The 13790-nt window shown below is 45.5% G+C and carries 12 protein-coding genes, 1 tRNA gene and 2 pseudogenes; 9 read left to right on the top strand and 6 right to left on the bottom strand.

What is annotated here, in order from left to right; all coding sequences use genetic code 11:
• Positions 1 to 18: 18 nt before the first annotated feature.
• Positions 19 to 103, top strand: a tRNA-Leu gene (locus AC2FC2_RS06665).
• A gap of 89 nt (positions 104 to 192) precedes the next feature.
• On the top strand, positions 193 to 2094 hold the full coding sequence (locus tag AC2FC2_RS06660) for a site-specific integrase (RefSeq protein ID WP_129934097.1): 1902 nt from the start codon (positions 193 to 195) through the stop codon (positions 2092 to 2094).
• A 199-nt stretch (positions 2095 to 2293) separates the two neighbouring features.
• Here the strand turns inward: AC2FC2_RS06660 and AC2FC2_RS06655 are convergent.
• Positions 2294 to 2480, bottom strand: a pseudogene (locus tag AC2FC2_RS06655) (NIPSNAP family protein); the annotation flags it as partial.
• Between the two features lie 257 nt (positions 2481 to 2737).
• A complete protein-coding gene (locus tag AC2FC2_RS06650; RefSeq protein ID WP_129934098.1) occupies positions 2738 to 3121 on the bottom strand; it encodes a hypothetical protein in 384 nt (127 codons plus the stop codon).
• An 83-nt stretch (positions 3122 to 3204) separates the two neighbouring features.
• Here AC2FC2_RS06650 and AC2FC2_RS06645 point away from each other — a divergent pair.
• Positions 3205 to 3491: pseudogene (locus tag AC2FC2_RS06645) on the top strand (recombinase family protein); the annotation flags it as partial.
• Positions 3492 to 3561: 70 nt separating this feature from the next.
• Here the strand turns inward: AC2FC2_RS06645 and AC2FC2_RS06640 are convergent.
• On the bottom strand, positions 3562 to 3942 hold the full coding sequence (locus AC2FC2_RS06640; RefSeq protein WP_129934099.1) for a hypothetical protein: 381 nt from the start codon (positions 3940 to 3942) through the stop codon (positions 3562 to 3564).
• Between the two features lie 129 nt (positions 3943 to 4071).
• On the opposite strand from AC2FC2_RS06640, the gene AC2FC2_RS06635 reads away from it, so the two are divergent.
• On the top strand, positions 4072 to 4539 hold the full coding sequence (locus AC2FC2_RS06635) for a helix-turn-helix domain-containing protein (RefSeq protein WP_129934100.1): 468 nt from the start codon (positions 4072 to 4074) through the stop codon (positions 4537 to 4539).
• 391 nt (positions 4540 to 4930) lie between these two features.
• Here the strand turns inward: AC2FC2_RS06635 and AC2FC2_RS06630 are convergent, their stop codons facing one another.
• From AC2FC2_RS06630 to AC2FC2_RS06620, 3 genes are read right to left on the bottom strand one after another with little or no spacing between them, the layout of a single operon-like run.
• A complete protein-coding gene (locus tag AC2FC2_RS06630; RefSeq protein ID WP_209634523.1) occupies positions 4931 to 5860 on the bottom strand; it encodes a hypothetical protein in 930 nt (309 codons plus the stop codon).
• A 10-nt stretch (positions 5861 to 5870) separates the two neighbouring features.
• Positions 5871 to 6200, bottom strand: a complete 330-nt coding sequence (locus tag AC2FC2_RS06625; RefSeq protein WP_129934102.1) for a hypothetical protein — start codon at positions 6198 to 6200, stop codon at positions 5871 to 5873.
• Between the two features lie 12 nt (positions 6201 to 6212).
• Positions 6213 to 6695 carry a hypothetical protein gene (locus tag AC2FC2_RS06620; RefSeq protein WP_245209811.1) on the bottom strand — a complete coding sequence of 161 codons (483 nt, stop codon included), beginning with the start codon at positions 6693 to 6695 and terminating at the stop codon, positions 6213 to 6215.
• 156 nt (positions 6696 to 6851) lie between these two features.
• Between AC2FC2_RS06620 and AC2FC2_RS06615 the strand changes: the two genes are divergently transcribed.
• The 5 genes from AC2FC2_RS06615 to AC2FC2_RS06595 all read left to right on the top strand — a co-directional run bounded on the left by AC2FC2_RS06615 (position 6852) and on the right by AC2FC2_RS06595 (position 13659).
• On the top strand, positions 6852 to 7520 hold the full coding sequence (locus AC2FC2_RS06615; RefSeq protein ID WP_209634524.1) for a recombinase family protein: 669 nt from the start codon (positions 6852 to 6854) through the stop codon (positions 7518 to 7520).
• A 153-nt stretch (positions 7521 to 7673) separates the two neighbouring features.
• Positions 7674 to 8015, top strand: coding sequence for a YecR family lipoprotein (gene yecR, locus AC2FC2_RS06610; RefSeq protein WP_209634526.1), 342 nt, complete (start codon positions 7674 to 7676; stop codon positions 8013 to 8015).
• 388 nt (positions 8016 to 8403) lie between these two features.
• Positions 8404 to 9663: a tyrosine-type recombinase/integrase gene (locus AC2FC2_RS06605; RefSeq protein WP_490658989.1), complete on the top strand. Its 1260-nt coding sequence runs from the start codon at positions 8404 to 8406 to the stop codon at positions 9661 to 9663.
• Positions 9664 to 9818: 155 nt separating this feature from the next.
• Entirely contained in the window at positions 9819 to 11729 is a 1911-nt protein-coding gene (locus AC2FC2_RS06600; protein WP_490659032.1) for a DUF262 domain-containing protein, read from the top strand.
• A complete protein-coding gene (locus tag AC2FC2_RS06595; RefSeq protein WP_131693420.1) occupies positions 11722 to 13659 on the top strand; it encodes an ATP-binding protein in 1938 nt (645 codons plus the stop codon). The genes AC2FC2_RS06600 and AC2FC2_RS06595 overlap by 8 nt, the downstream gene beginning before the upstream one ends.
• Positions 13660 to 13790 lie beyond the last annotated feature (131 nt).

Genomic DNA, 13790 nt, shown 5'->3' with positions numbered 1-13790 from the left:
CCGCATACTACTTGCAGTGCCGAAGTGGCGAAATCGGTAGACGCAGTTGATTCAAAATCAACCGTAGAGATACGTGCCGGTTCGAGTCCGGCCTTCGGCACCATTAGTCAATTAAATCCTTATTTTGTAAGGATTTTTTTGTTTCTAGACCTCAATATCGCGTCGCCCTACTACAAAAGGGTATACGAGGCGATGTCTCAACGTTATAACCTCTATCGTCGAACCAGCGGCATTTATGTTGTCCGCATTAGCGTTCCCCAACGTCTTCGTCGATACGCAGGACAGTGTGAGATTCACACTTCAACAGGCACTCACGATCTTCAAGAAGCAAAGCAGAAGTCTGCGATCCTGTTGGCGGTCTGGTATCAGACCTTACAAGAGTATGAACAATTGGATTATCGAACTTTAAGTGACTGCGCCCCGCTACTTGCCGGGGACGGTATGATTTCGCTTGCTAACTTTGCTCAGTCAATCGAGTTACCCGTTGCCCAGTTAATTCAGTCGGTGATGAATCGCAACCTGCCAGTGTTCTGGCTGGCGACGGGTGAGGCTGCTTTCTACGTGCAGAACCGCAGTGAGGTTGAAAGAGACCCAGCAACAGGTGGTTTCGTGCTTAACAGTGTGTTTGCGGTGGGTGTTGAAGGTTTTGCGGAAGGTTATCTACAGCCATTCAAACCGAAATATACGCTACAATGTCTACTGGCTAATGGTGTGTCAGAAGAAGAGGCGGCTTTCCGGGCCAGTGGAGACAATCGCAACGGCGGTTGGTTTTTTGACTTACCCGGTGTCAGCATCACTCCTGATAACCTGACGATCAATAATGTCCATGCAGAAAGTCTCCGACTTGACTGGCTGGCTAAAAGCACTCCACCAGCGGTTAGCATTCATCACTCTGCATTTCTTCCCTCTCCTGTTGCTGTAATCGCTAACGAGTATGTGCATCGCAGGCATTACTCAAAGAACCTGTCGTGGCTGTGTGATGAGTATTTGAAACATCGAAGCAAGGGGAAAGTCTCCGAGGCTGCTGTCAGAGATATTCGCTACTATTTCGATCTCATGATTGAGCTGATGGGTGATATTAATCTAGAAAACTTCGATCGTGACTTTCTGAGGGATTATGAAAGTAAGTTACGCCAAATTCCGGCAAACCGAAATTTAGCAAAAACGAAACATGGCGTTAAAACACTTGATGAGCTGATCGTAAAAGCCGCGGAAAGCGGTGATAAGTTGATGTCTGATGATGCCGTAAGAAAATATATAAATGGCTTATACGGTGCTATGAAATGGGCTGTTGATGATGGTAAGTTCCTTAAATCGCCGTGTGATAACTTTTTCCCGCGTGACGATAAAGAAGATAGAGATCAGGATCATACTCAAGTTTTTGAACCTGCTGATCTCTTGGCTATTTTCTCGTTTCAATGGTTTAAAAATGGCACAGTAGAACGTAATAAACAGGGGCGTTTCCACCATTATCGACCGTTTCATTATTGGATGCCTCTACTTGGTTTGTTTACAGGGGCAAGAGTCAACGAATTGGCGCAGTTACTATTGGATGACATTCTTGAAGAGGACGGAGTATATTACTTTAATCTTGAAAGTGATGATAAAAGTAACAAGAAGCTCAAAAACGCAAATTCTCGCCGCAAGATCCCCATACATACAACGCTTATTAAGCATGGGTTGATCGAATATGCTCAGTCTTTGAGACATGCCGGGTATGACAGGCTATTTCCTGAGATTAAGCACAATAAAAATAAGGGTTTTGGTAAACCTGTTTCTGCTTGGTTTGATGACTCTTTACTTGGTAATCGATTGAATATGGTGAGGGACAGAAGCAAAGCTTTTCACTCATTCCGGCATACAGTCTCGACTTTGCTGAAAGAAAAGGGTGTTAGCTCCGAACTTCGTGCTCAATTGGTTGGACATGTGCGTGGCAAAACGGAAACAGAGGTTCGATATAGCAAGGATTTGAAACCGATTCATATGGTTGAAATTGTTGAGAAACTTTATTTTCCGCTGCCTGATATAGCTAAATTCAACATTCCTGATGGTTTGGATGCTCTCAGGGATGCACTCCGAAGAAAGCGGGATTAGGGGCTAATCTCATCATACATCACTAAGACGTGCCAGAGCGATTTTGTCACGTTCTCTATCAAGGGTAGTGAAATCATTATGTGGGAATCTGTGGCACGCTTTGAGAGCTTCTGGTTAAGCCAGATGACTAACGATTGCACCCGCAGCCCGTCCACACTTGCCTGCGGCAGCCTTATCACTGTTTTAATGCTGCCGCAGGCATGCTTTCAGCGCTGTCAACGGCGATAATCAGGCAGTAACATCCGGGTCATGCAGTGAGATACTAAACGATACTACATCTATCCCGTGACGTTGGTGTAGGGAACGCTGATTTCCCGCATGATGGTGTGAAACGCAGCTCCGGTGTCTTTGTGTAATGTGTATTGCAGTATTTCGACGGTTCTCAAAGCGTTATCTCCGGTGATAGCTTTTGGGGACTTGTTTGATGGTGGAGATAAACCTAACTGGGTTGATCCGTGAGGCCGCAACTAATCAGACTGCTATTCGTAAGTAGACCGCGATATGCGGCCCAGACGTTCTGGGAAGCTATCTGGCACGTTTTCTATAAAGGGGCGTAGATTTGTAGGTTTCAGATTTGTGGCTCTCTCCGGGGCGTTTGGTTTAGCCGAATACATGCAGTCCATTGTTTGAGAATATTTTAGTTTTAGTTCTCAATCTTTGTGTTCCAGAGTTGTTCCACCCTTTTCAGGCTCTGGTATTGTTGTTTTAAAGCACTATCAGGTGCATCAGGAGCTATCCTGTCAAACAATTCCCTGTTTGTGTCTTTGAGCGCTTCGTTCAGTAGCAGAGTGGTCATTTCATGCTTGGCTTGCATGTGCCTAAACTTCGCAAAATTCCTGTCCGCTCTTCGCTCACTACTGTAAATCCAATACCCCAAATACAGAGAGAAAATGGACATAGATACAACAACGGAAATGATAGGCTTAAAACCGTAGTGAAAGCCCACAAAGAGGCCTATTACAGCACCAACACACATTAATACAACGGAAAATATCATGGTTTTTAGAAAAAGCTCCGTTTTTCCCATAGAACACCTACCGTTAAAAGAATTCATTATTTGAGCCATTATGCCACTATAAGGATGATTCTGCCGCCTCCGAAGTTTTTACACGGGTGATAGTCCACCAGCTTGGCACAACAGACCTCACGTCAACTGCCGGAAAGTTGTTACTTTCGATGTTAGCAGCGGTCGCTGAGATGGAACGCGATTTACTGATAGAAAGAACTCAGGCAGGGCTAGCAAGAGCGAAAGCTGAGGGTAAGAAATTGGGTAGCCCCTCTAAAACGACACCAGAGCAACGAGAAGCAATTTTATCAAAAAAGCTAACAGTGATAGCATTAGTTCTATATCACGTTGCTACGGGGTTTCTAGGGCTGCTATAGCCGGTATTGTTTAGTCTTCAGTTCTTTGAGGCGCTGATAATAACTAACTATCAGCGCTCATTTCTGTATCAGAGTTTCTCTTGGTTATCTCGTCAATTCGCATCCAGTTTGAACTACGCGGCTTATATACTCTGGGGATTTATCTTTCTGATCCACATAAACAAATGCTAGTAATGAGTAGAAAAGATCAATCTCTCGTCCTGATACTTTTCCCGATTTTTCAATTGTTTGAATCCTCTTCACATACTGCTTTTTTGTGATTCCCGCATCTCGATCTCGCGCCATATGTTCCGCAACATTTGCTGTGTTTTCGCAAACTGAAGGTTCATTGCTTGTTTGGTTAGTCGCTAGTTGCGTGTGTATGACTGGTTGCTGAACTCCTGTTGCTGCGAACGTATCGAAAGTAGCTAGACTCAGAAATAGTGCATAACCCATTGATATAGTTTTAAGTGGCTTCCGTTTCATACAAATCCTCATGTTTTGATGTGTTACCCAGGACTACATTTTGTTTGCTGCCATGATTATTAAATACTGGGTTTGAAATGTCACGATTAGTGAGTGGCCTGTTAGTGGTCAACGCGCCACATTTCAGGGATGAAAACGAACCTGCGATCTATTTTTGGAAAACGAGTTAAAGATCTGCGTATAGCAACCGGGCTTAGTCAGGAGGCTTTTGCTGATCGCTGCGGTTTTGCACGTAGCTACATGAGCAGAATTGAGAGAGGTGCTTCGAATGCTTCTCTTGATGCTATTGAGACACTTGCGAATGCCTTGAAAGTAAATGCATCAGAGCTACTCAAAGATGAGACGTTTGAGGAAAATACAACCAACTTGCTTGTGCCTTATGCCGCTGATGGCACATGTTTTCATCCCGGATTATCAAGTCCTCGAGATGGGAGCTTTCGAGTTGGCGAAAAAATGTCTCAAAAGCGATTTAGCACGTTTTTGGAAGCTCTTGAATACTTGAGGGGTATGGAGACAGCTAAATGGCGCAGGCCAAACTCTGCAGGAAACTGGGGGCTGGTATCAGCAGTGCGTTGGGATGTTCTCTGCGAGAAATAAGTCTAGCGTTAATATAAGGATCATTTTTTCGACTGCCGGAATTTTTGAAAGCTCCCTATCCATGAATACCTTTCGTTTTCTAGGGGTTCAATTTTTGTATCGCTAAAGCATAGTTCTGTTTCACCGATACGCATAGATGTGCGATCTTTCGGGATTGCCTATAGTTCTATGAAACGAATGATACGTTTCATTTTGATTCTATTTAATCAAGATCATCTGTATGTCATGCGTTCATGGACTGCTCTAAACACTCTATGCTACGTTTTTCATTCATCATTATGATTACTATACTTTAAGTCACTATGTTTTAAGTTATTAGGTAACTGTCCGCTGACCCAGTAAACATACGGGGATTTCGAAATAATATCCCGCACTTTTTTGGATTGGCGGTTTACGGGCGAAGATTCCTCAGTGCCTCTCTTACCCGATTACTTAGTTCAGCATCAGCTTTCAAATGGCTACTTTCTGCTCGCAATCTGCCTTTCTTGTCACGTTGTCCAATTGTGCTAAACGAGTGTAAGCCGCGCTCTGCTGTTGCGTCTCTATATTCCCGATTCCAGTTGATTGAGGTCAACTTGAACAGATCACCTTTTGCCAGCGTTACCGCAGGTATTGGACGGCGGAGTGTGAATAGACTAGCTAAGGTTTCGAACTTGAAAGATGGAAGCCCGGAGAGCAGGTCAAAGCCGTGTTGTTGCAGTGCGTAGCCCTTTAATGTCACCTCAACGCGGGCACAGCACTGATTAGCCGGTAGAGGCAGTTTGTTTTTGTCGGTTATTTTGTAATAGCACTGCCATGAAATGGCGTCATTTTTGTTACCGATCCGCAGGTTATGCACGGGATTGATACGATTACCGGGCTTGTCCAGAAATTGGTTTTTCCGGAGATCGCTATTATATTGCCGGTGATTGCTGCCCGGCACGAACAGGCTTGTTTGCAGCCGGTATATAAGGGCGCGAGTTGCTTCCTCCGATTGTTGCTTATGCAAAAAATCGCAGCTGATCTCGATACCTGTGATTGTAGGTTCGGATGCGAAGGGATAGCGTTCGGCTAAATTGTCGAGTGTTGCGCACAGTTGCTGGTAGTTGTTAGCGAGATCGTCATGTAAACGAATGCGGAACGTATTGGCAGTATTGCCCGACTGAACATCTATTGTGCCAGCCCACCAGTGATCAATGCCAGTTATCTCCGCAAGTGCTTTGCGAACGTGTTGATGTTGCGTGCGACGCGAGGTGTGGATCTCCACATCTAGCCAGTCAATGACGGCGGTAGCCCTGAAAGGTTTCAGGGTGATTTCCGGTATCTGTTGATTAAGATTCATTGTATGCATTTCAGATTGCCACTGAGAGAGGGCGAGTGCTCCAGTGTCGCTTGTCGGTTAAATCGATTTCAATTTCTTGGATAGAAAGCATATATGCTTTGGCTGGCAAAGGGCGTAGTCGGGATGCTTTTTCTACAAACTCAAAAATCTCACTAAACAGATAAACCGGACGAGGATGGCGACTATCAATTATCCGACCAACTGGTAGCAAAGTCTCGCCGTAGTAAGATGCTTTACCGCGCCGCATATCTGCTAAAAGGTTATCCCAAACCCGACAATTCCCCAGTTTGTATCTCAAGTAATATGCCGTCTCGCTTGCTGAAAGAGTCTTAACTTTCATAGATTATCCCCTTTAATCAACTGTTGGTGCGATCATGAGATGCAATTGATCCCGTAGGTTGTTCTGGATAATGACAAATGGCTCACCACCCATTACCTCATTTCGATAGCCAGTCAGCAATGTGAATGCCACAAACGAACTATCACGGGTGGTGATGGTTGCACCGCCCAGCTCAATTTGAAGCTGTTCGTCATTGAGCCGCCAGTAACCATTACCAATAATTTCATGAATGGTATTGGTTTCTACCGGCCCTGTCTCAGCGAATGCCATTAGCTGCTCAGTCATTAGTTCTTCTGTCAGAGCAGCTCGCAGCAAAGCTGCTTTGTTTGACGCATCAGGGTTAGCGTTTAGCAAGCTACGCGCCCATACCTTCCAGTCTGTTCCCCGTTTTGCCGCCAGCATATCGATAGCCGTCCATGCGCTTTCATCAAGTTTTAACGAGGTGCGACCTGTTCCAATAAGGTTGGCAGTCCTGATTTTAGGTTTATTACTCACAATTTACCCTCCTCTGTATTAATAACTTTATGAAATAATAACATACAAAACAAATTTAACACAACATAGGATGTCAATTGCTTCCTATTGTTCTTTTAGTTATAGTGACTACATATTAAACGTTCGTTTTTCAATGTGGTCAGGTAGGGCACAAGCATGGCAAATAGTAAATTCATTACTTACTATCGAGTATCGACTACCCAGCAGGGAAAAAGCGGCTTAGGTTTGGAGGCGCAACGAGCAGCAGTGAAGTTGTATTTAAAAGGTGGTGATGGGTCTGTTGTCTCAGAGTTTGAGGAGGTCGAAACTGGTAAGGGATCAAATGCGCTTGATAAGCGTCCTCAGCTACGGGCAGCACTTGCTGCTTGTAAGAAGTATGGTGCGACGCTTTTGATAGCTAAGTTGGATAGGTTAGCGCGTAATGTTCATTTTGTATCCGGGTTACTGGAAACTGGGATTGATTTTGTTGCCGCAGATATGCCGCAAGCCAACAAAGTAATGATTCAGATGCATGCAGTAATGTCTGAATGGGAGCGTGACCAGATTAGCTCCCGAACAAAAGCAGCTCTCGCGGTTGCTAAGGAGCAAGGGAAGGTTTTGGGCGCAGCAGGAAGCGTTAACCTCAAAAGTAACACCGAAGCTCGTAGACAGGTTGCACAAACATTCGCAGAAAATCTGCGTCCGCTTATCGAAAGCTGGAAAGATCGTGGGCTGTCGCAACGAAGAATGGTTGAGGTATTGAATATGGCTCGAACTCCAGCCCCGAAAGGCGGCGAGTGGCGTTTGTCGCAGCTCCAGCGGGTGATTAGTCGGTTAGATTTATAATTCATTTATTTTCAACATTGATTGTGATCTACTAGTTTCCAAAGTTATTTCTTTGACGGTATACTTTTTTTGCTATTTCAGCTTAGCTGTCTGGCTTCTTTTTATAAAATTATGGCACCCTCTCAGGGGAAATGATAAAAATAAGAGGTAAGAATGAAAGGAACATTTTTGATTTTAGTTGCAGCAATATCTCTCTCAAGTTGTGCAAGTTCTACTGGAAAACCGGTTGAGGTTGTTAATGCAGATCGTGCTGGCGGCATCGTTACTGTTGGCTTCGTTCATAACGAAAATTTGCCGTTAACTGATGATGGTAGTAAAGCTCGTTGGAGTGATGCTACAGGTATAGCTTCAAGAGTTTGCGCCAAATGGGGTTATGATCATTCGGAAGAGTTAACTCCTCATGCTCGAGTTGAAGGCCAGCGAAATATGTATGGTCAGTTAATGAATGGCAGCATCACCAAGCAATATCAGTGCGTCGGTGGCAATGTGAAGTAAGTGATATTTGATGGGCTGGTTTTATGGCTTAGTGTCAGTGTAAAGCCAGTTCTTGCAGGGCGATTGCACCGGTTATTCATTGGCTGGCTTTCTTACAAAGCACTCCTACGAACTAACAATTTTATCGAAGCGGTTACGTGATATCAGCAGGTTGCAGAGTGTTAGGTTCGAGTCCGGCCTTCGGCACCATATGTATGTAAATAGACCTCAACTGAGGTCTTTTTTTATGCCTAAAATCCAGTCCCCGCAAGGCTTTGCCCCGCTTTTCAGTCAACCGACGTCAATCTGAGTTACCCCACATCAACATGCTTGTGAGTATAGAACTGAGTATATATGCTGGTTCGATAATGCTTATATACTCACGGCAGCATATGGAAGGAATACCATCATGGCCCTGACTGATACCAAGGTGCGTTCGGCAAAACCTGAAGCAAAGGAATACTCGCTAGTAGATGGCGATGGCATGTTTTTGCTAATACACCCTAACGGCTCCAAATATTGGCGCTTTCGTTTCCGCTTTGGCGGTAAACAACACCTTATGGCTTTTGGTGTTTACCCCGAAACGTCACTAGCTGATGCTCGTCAAAAGAGGGAAGAGGCCAGGAGGCTTGTTGCTGCCGGTGTCGATCCTCGTGAGCATAAGCGTGCAGTAAAAGAAGAACAGGCTAAAGAGATCATAACTTTTGAATCTGTTGCCAGAGACTGGCACGCCAGCAATCAAAAGTGGTCTGAGTCGCACAGTGGCCGTGTTCTTAAAAGCTTGGAAGATAATCTGTTCGATGCGATTGGTAAGCGGAATATCGCTGAGCTAAAAACCAGAGATTTACTTATTCCCATTAAAGCCGTAGAGATGTCTGGACGTCTTGAAGTGGCGGCGCGTCTACAACAACGAACTACAGCAATTATGCGATTTGCCGTGCAAAGTGGTTTAATCGATTACAACCCCGCACAAGAGATCGCTGGAGCGGTTGCAACAGCTAAACGACAGCATCGTGCTGCGCTAGAACTTAATCGTATTCCTGAACTACTTCATCGTATCGACACATATACCGGCAGACCACTAACACGCTTAGCTGTCGAGCTGACGTTGTTAGTCTTCATTCGATCTAGTGAGTTACGTTTTGCTCGCTGGTCAGAAGTCGATTTTGAAAATGCTATGTGGACGATTCCTGGGGAGCGTGAACCGTTAGAAGGTGTGAAGCATTCACATCGGGGATCGAAAATGCGGACTCCTCATCTTGTTCCTTTATCCCGGCAAGCTCTATTGATTCTGGAAAAGATCAAAAGTATGAGTGGGAATCGCGAGCTAATTTTCGTTGGCGATCATGATCCTCGTAAGCCGATGAGTGAGAACACGGTTAACAAGGCTTTGCGTGTGATGGGCTACGATACGAAAGTTGAAGTTTGCGGTCACGGTTTTAGAACAATGGCTTGTAGTTCATTGATTGAGTCTGGATTGTGGTCGAAGGATGCGGTAGAGCGGCAGATGAGTCACCAGGAACGTAACTCTGTGCGTGCGGCTTATATCCATAAGGCCGAGCATCTAGGGGAGCGCAGGCTGATGGTGCAGTGGTGGGCGGATTATCTGGATGCGAATCGGGATAAGGGGGTTAGTCCGTTTGATTTTGCTAAGTTGAATAAGGGCTGATTAAAAGGGTTTCTATAAGGCGCGCCTCAGGCATGCCTTATTTTTTTTGCTAATTTTGGTGTTTGCAAGTTATTGACTCAGCTGTGCCACTGCAGATTTTGCAACGCACTGATTTTGAACAAGGGTCAAAGACACTGCTCCGCGAGCAGGGCATAATACAGCAATTAATCATTAGTACGGTTTCGTCTGATATGAGCACAATCACCCCCCACTACCGTAACGTACAGCAGTTGCTGCAAAGCCAATCCTTTTCTATCGATGAGTATCAGCGTGAGTACAAGTGGGAGAAGGAGAACATTGACGAGCTACTGTCTGATCTTCAGGGGAAATTCTTTAACTACTACAAGCAGGGTGATGAAACCAGCGCTATTAGTAACTATGGAGAGTATTTTCTTGGTTCTATCATTGTCAGCAAACGCAGCAACAAAAATTACTTGATAGATGGCCAGCAGCGAGTCACCTCTTTGACATTGTTGCTGATTTGCCTGTACCGATCTGCCGAGGAACAGAGGCTGCCGGTAGCCCAAACCTTAGCCCCACTTATTTTCAGTGACAACCTCGGTAACCCTAAGTTCAACCTCGACATCTCTGAGCGACTTCCTGTTATCAATGCCCTATTCAAGGGGGAAGCGTTCAATCCGGATGGTAAGGATGAATCCATACAAACCATGTACGCCCGTTATAGCGATATTGAAGCAAACGACTTGATGGCAGAGATAGGAAATGCATTGCCGCATTTCATCTACTGGTTGTTGACACGGGTAGGTTTGATAGAGATTGCCACTGATAACGACAGTTATGCTTACGCCATTTTTGAAACGATGAATGATAGGGGTAAGCCGCTTAGTCCGGTAGATATGTTGAAGGCATATTTATTGGCTCCGATTGAAGAACAGGATGCGCGACTACAGGCCAATCAAATCTGGAAACAGCAAGTCCTGGAATTGATCTCCTGGGGAGGGGAGCACGAACCGGAGCGAGATGCCAACTGTATTAAGGCGTGGTTACGGGCACAGTACGCAGAAAGTATCCGTGAACGTAAGGCGGGATCGGTCGATAAAGATTGGGAGTTGATCGGTTCAGTCTTTCACCGCTGGGTGCGAGAAAACAACTCTCGCCTGGGTTTGGGTAAAGCTCAGGAAAATCAGAACATGATGGCTGTAAGCTTTCCATTTTTTGCCAAAGCGTACCGACGTATCCTAAACAGCAGCAAGCATTACACACCGAAGCTACGAGCGGTCTACTACAACGCTCACAATGATTTTACTTGGCAGAATACGGTGCTCCTGGCATCGTTGATAGAAACTGACGACGACGAGACAGTGGACCGCAAACTGGCGGTCACAGCTACTTATTTGGACATCTGGTTGATGCGTCGAGTAGTGAATTATGTCCGGGTTGGATACTCAAGTGTGTCTTACGCTATGTGGTTATTGTGCCGGGAGATCAGGCGTAAACCGCTATCGGAGTTGGTAGCTATCCTCCAGAATAAGTTGGCAGATGATGATGTTACGTTCTCCGGCTACGCAGTAAAAGGACGCACGGGTATTGATGGTTTAGGGCTCAATCAATTCAGTCGCCGTTATATCTACCATTTGCTAGCACGACTGACAGAAGCAACTGAGATCGGCGCAGGGCGTACTGAGACATTTGATCGATTGGTGGACCGTACTCTCAAGAACCCATTCGACATCGAACATATCTGGGCTGATGATTACGAAATCGTGAAAGATCAGTTCAGTACTGAGCAGGAATTTCAAGATTGGCGCAATCATGTTGCGTCACTTTTACTCTTACCAGCAGATGTTAACCGGAGCCTGCAGGACAAACCGTTTCCCCTGAAGCGGGTGCACTATGCCAAACAGAACTTCTTTGCCGCAAGTTTGGACTCCAGTGTTTACGAACATCAGCCACAGTTTCAGCAGTTTTCTACCAAATATGAGCTGCCTTTCAAATTCGCTGAGGTATTCGATAAAGCGGAGCAACAGGTACGCCGGAAACTGATTGCGGGATTGGTAGAATTAATTTGGTCACCGAATCGTTTATGTGAGGCCGCCCATGTCTGAGCAACCACTACAGAACTCGCTTTTTGAGGACGATTACCTGCTACGGGAACTTGGGCAGGTAGCACATGTTCCACAGGTCGCTTTAACAGAGTTAGTTGCTAACGCCTGGGATGCCGGAGCGTCACGAGTAGACTTGGTTTTACCTACCGAAATAGGTGGAATATTGACTGTGACAGACGATGGTCATGGTATGACCCCGGAGCAATTTAAAAAGCGCTGGATGACTTTGCGCTACACCCGCGAGAAGTATCAAGGTTTCAATGTAGAGTTCCCTACCGGACGAACTGCCCGCCCGCGAAAGGCTTACGGTCGCAATGGCATTGGTCGCCATGGCTTGCTTTGTTTTGCTGACGAATACGAAGTGAAAACATGGCGCGATGGTATTTTGGCAACCTTCGTTGTTGGCACCGGAGCTGGTTCTAGTCCTTTCGTGTGTCGTAGTGAGACTGAGGAGAAACACATAGGCTCCGGTACACGATTGCAGGTACAGGTAACACGCAAACTGCCAGATGCCGATGAAATACTCACTGTATTATCCGCCCGCTTCATCCACGATCCTGAATTCGAGGTGCGTGTTAATGGCAAGTTACGACCCTTTACTGAGATTGATGGGCGAATAAGTGAAGAGACCTTGTGCCTCAGTGCAGGACGTCATGCCAAAGTGATTGTCATCGACTCAACTCGTCTGAATCATTCTTCTTTGCACCAAGGAATTGCATTTTGGGTACAGCACAGATTAGTTGGGACCCCGTCATGGGCTGTTGGACAGATAGCCAATTTCGACGGCCGTACACGCTTTGCCCGGCGTTACAAGGTTATCGTTGATACAGAAGGTTTCGAATCTGATGTTGAACAAGACTGGACCGCTTTTTGTCCCACTGATTCTGTAAATGAGTTATATCAGGCTACCGCTGAGCACATTCGTGATGTTGCACAAAGGCTTGCTGTGGAATTTACTGAAATTACATCAGAGGATGCTCTGATGCAAAACCGCTCAGAGTTAGCAACCTTGGGTCAGGGGGCCCGCTTGGGAGTGGCTGAATTCACTACAGCGGTAGCTCAAGAGCATCCGACTGTCTCCCCAGAATTTCTTGCCACAGCAGTTAAGGCGCTTATTCATCTTGAAAAGACCAAGAGCGGAGCCGCATTACTGGAAAAGCTTGCTACTTTGCAGCACGACGATATAGAGGGTTTAGATCGGTTACTGGCTGAATGGACAGTCAAGGACGCGTTGCGGGTCCTTGATGAAATTGACAGTCGACTCAGCGTGGTAGAAACAATTCAGCGTTTGGCTGATGATCCTGATACGGATGAGTTACACACTCTACATCCATTGATTTTACGTTCTCGTTGGTTGTTTGGTCCTGAATTCGAATCGCAGGAATATTGCTCGAATATGACATTACAATCTGTAGCCCGCGAACTATTCAAAAGCCCTGGTGCTCAATTTATAAACGAGCGCAATCGTCCTGATATTGTAGTTTTGCCTGAAAAAACAACGTGGCAAATGACTGGCATCGAGTCATTTGATCCAGTAGATGTGTCTCTTGTTCAAATGCAACAGGTTTTGGTAATTGAACTGAAGAAAGGCGGATTTGAGCTCACAAGAAAAGAGGTGAATCAAGCTGATGGCTATGTACAGGACATTGCAGCATCAGGTTTGATAACAGGAACACCATTTATTAACGCTTGGGTCGTTGGGCAAAAGGTTGCGGCTGGTGTTGCCCGTGAGAAAGTTGTTGGTGATGGAGAACGCAATCCGTATGGGAGAGTTCGCGCTACGACTTTCGGTTCTTTGGTTGGAACAGCTAATGCACGATTGATGAAACTACGCCATGTTTTGGCAGACAGGTACGAAAGCACATCTACAGATGACCTTATCAATCGAGTGTTATGTCAACCCGTTCAGTCAGGCTTGAAATTCAAATAAGCATGAAAAGAATTTACTTCACCTCAGCGGACAAATTATATCTACACTATGGAGCTTGTTCATCGCTGAGGGTTGGCGTCGCTGAGGTTAATATGCTGCCTTACAAGGTTGAGCACCTTTAAGGTTTAGAC

Source organism: Serratia sp. CoH_122_TC_1, assembly GCF_058191755.1.
This window is presented reverse-complemented; position numbering and strand designations above follow the sequence as displayed.

Excerpts from the sequence above, each read along its gene's own strand:
- AC2FC2_RS06605 (WP_490658989.1), top strand. The coding sequence starts at position 8,404 with ATGGCCCTGACTGATACCAAGGTGCGTTCGGCAAAACCTGAAGCAAAG.
- AC2FC2_RS06640 (WP_129934099.1), bottom strand. The coding sequence starts at position 3,942 with ATGAAACGGAAGCCACTTAAAACTATATCAATGGGTTATGCACTATTT.
- yecR (WP_209634526.1), top strand. The coding sequence starts at position 7,674 with ATGAAAGGAACATTTTTGATTTTAGTTGCAGCAATATCTCTCTCAAGT.
- AC2FC2_RS06650 (WP_129934098.1), bottom strand. The coding sequence starts at position 3,121 with ATGGGAAAAACGGAGCTTTTTCTAAAAACCATGATATTTTCCGTTGTA.
- AC2FC2_RS06630 (WP_209634523.1), bottom strand. The coding sequence starts at position 5,860 with ATGAATCTTAATCAACAGATACCGGAAATCACCCTGAAACCTTTCAGG.
- AC2FC2_RS06615 (WP_209634524.1), top strand. The coding sequence starts at position 6,852 with ATGGCAAATAGTAAATTCATTACTTACTATCGAGTATCGACTACCCAG.
- AC2FC2_RS06660 (WP_129934097.1), top strand. The coding sequence starts at position 193 with ATGTCTCAACGTTATAACCTCTATCGTCGAACCAGCGGCATTTATGTT.
- AC2FC2_RS06595 (WP_131693420.1), top strand. The coding sequence starts at position 11,722 with ATGTCTGAGCAACCACTACAGAACTCGCTTTTTGAGGACGATTACCTG.
- AC2FC2_RS06635 (WP_129934100.1), top strand. The coding sequence starts at position 4,072 with ATGAAAACGAACCTGCGATCTATTTTTGGAAAACGAGTTAAAGATCTG.
- AC2FC2_RS06625 (WP_129934102.1), bottom strand. The coding sequence starts at position 6,200 with ATGAAAGTTAAGACTCTTTCAGCAAGCGAGACGGCATATTACTTGAGA.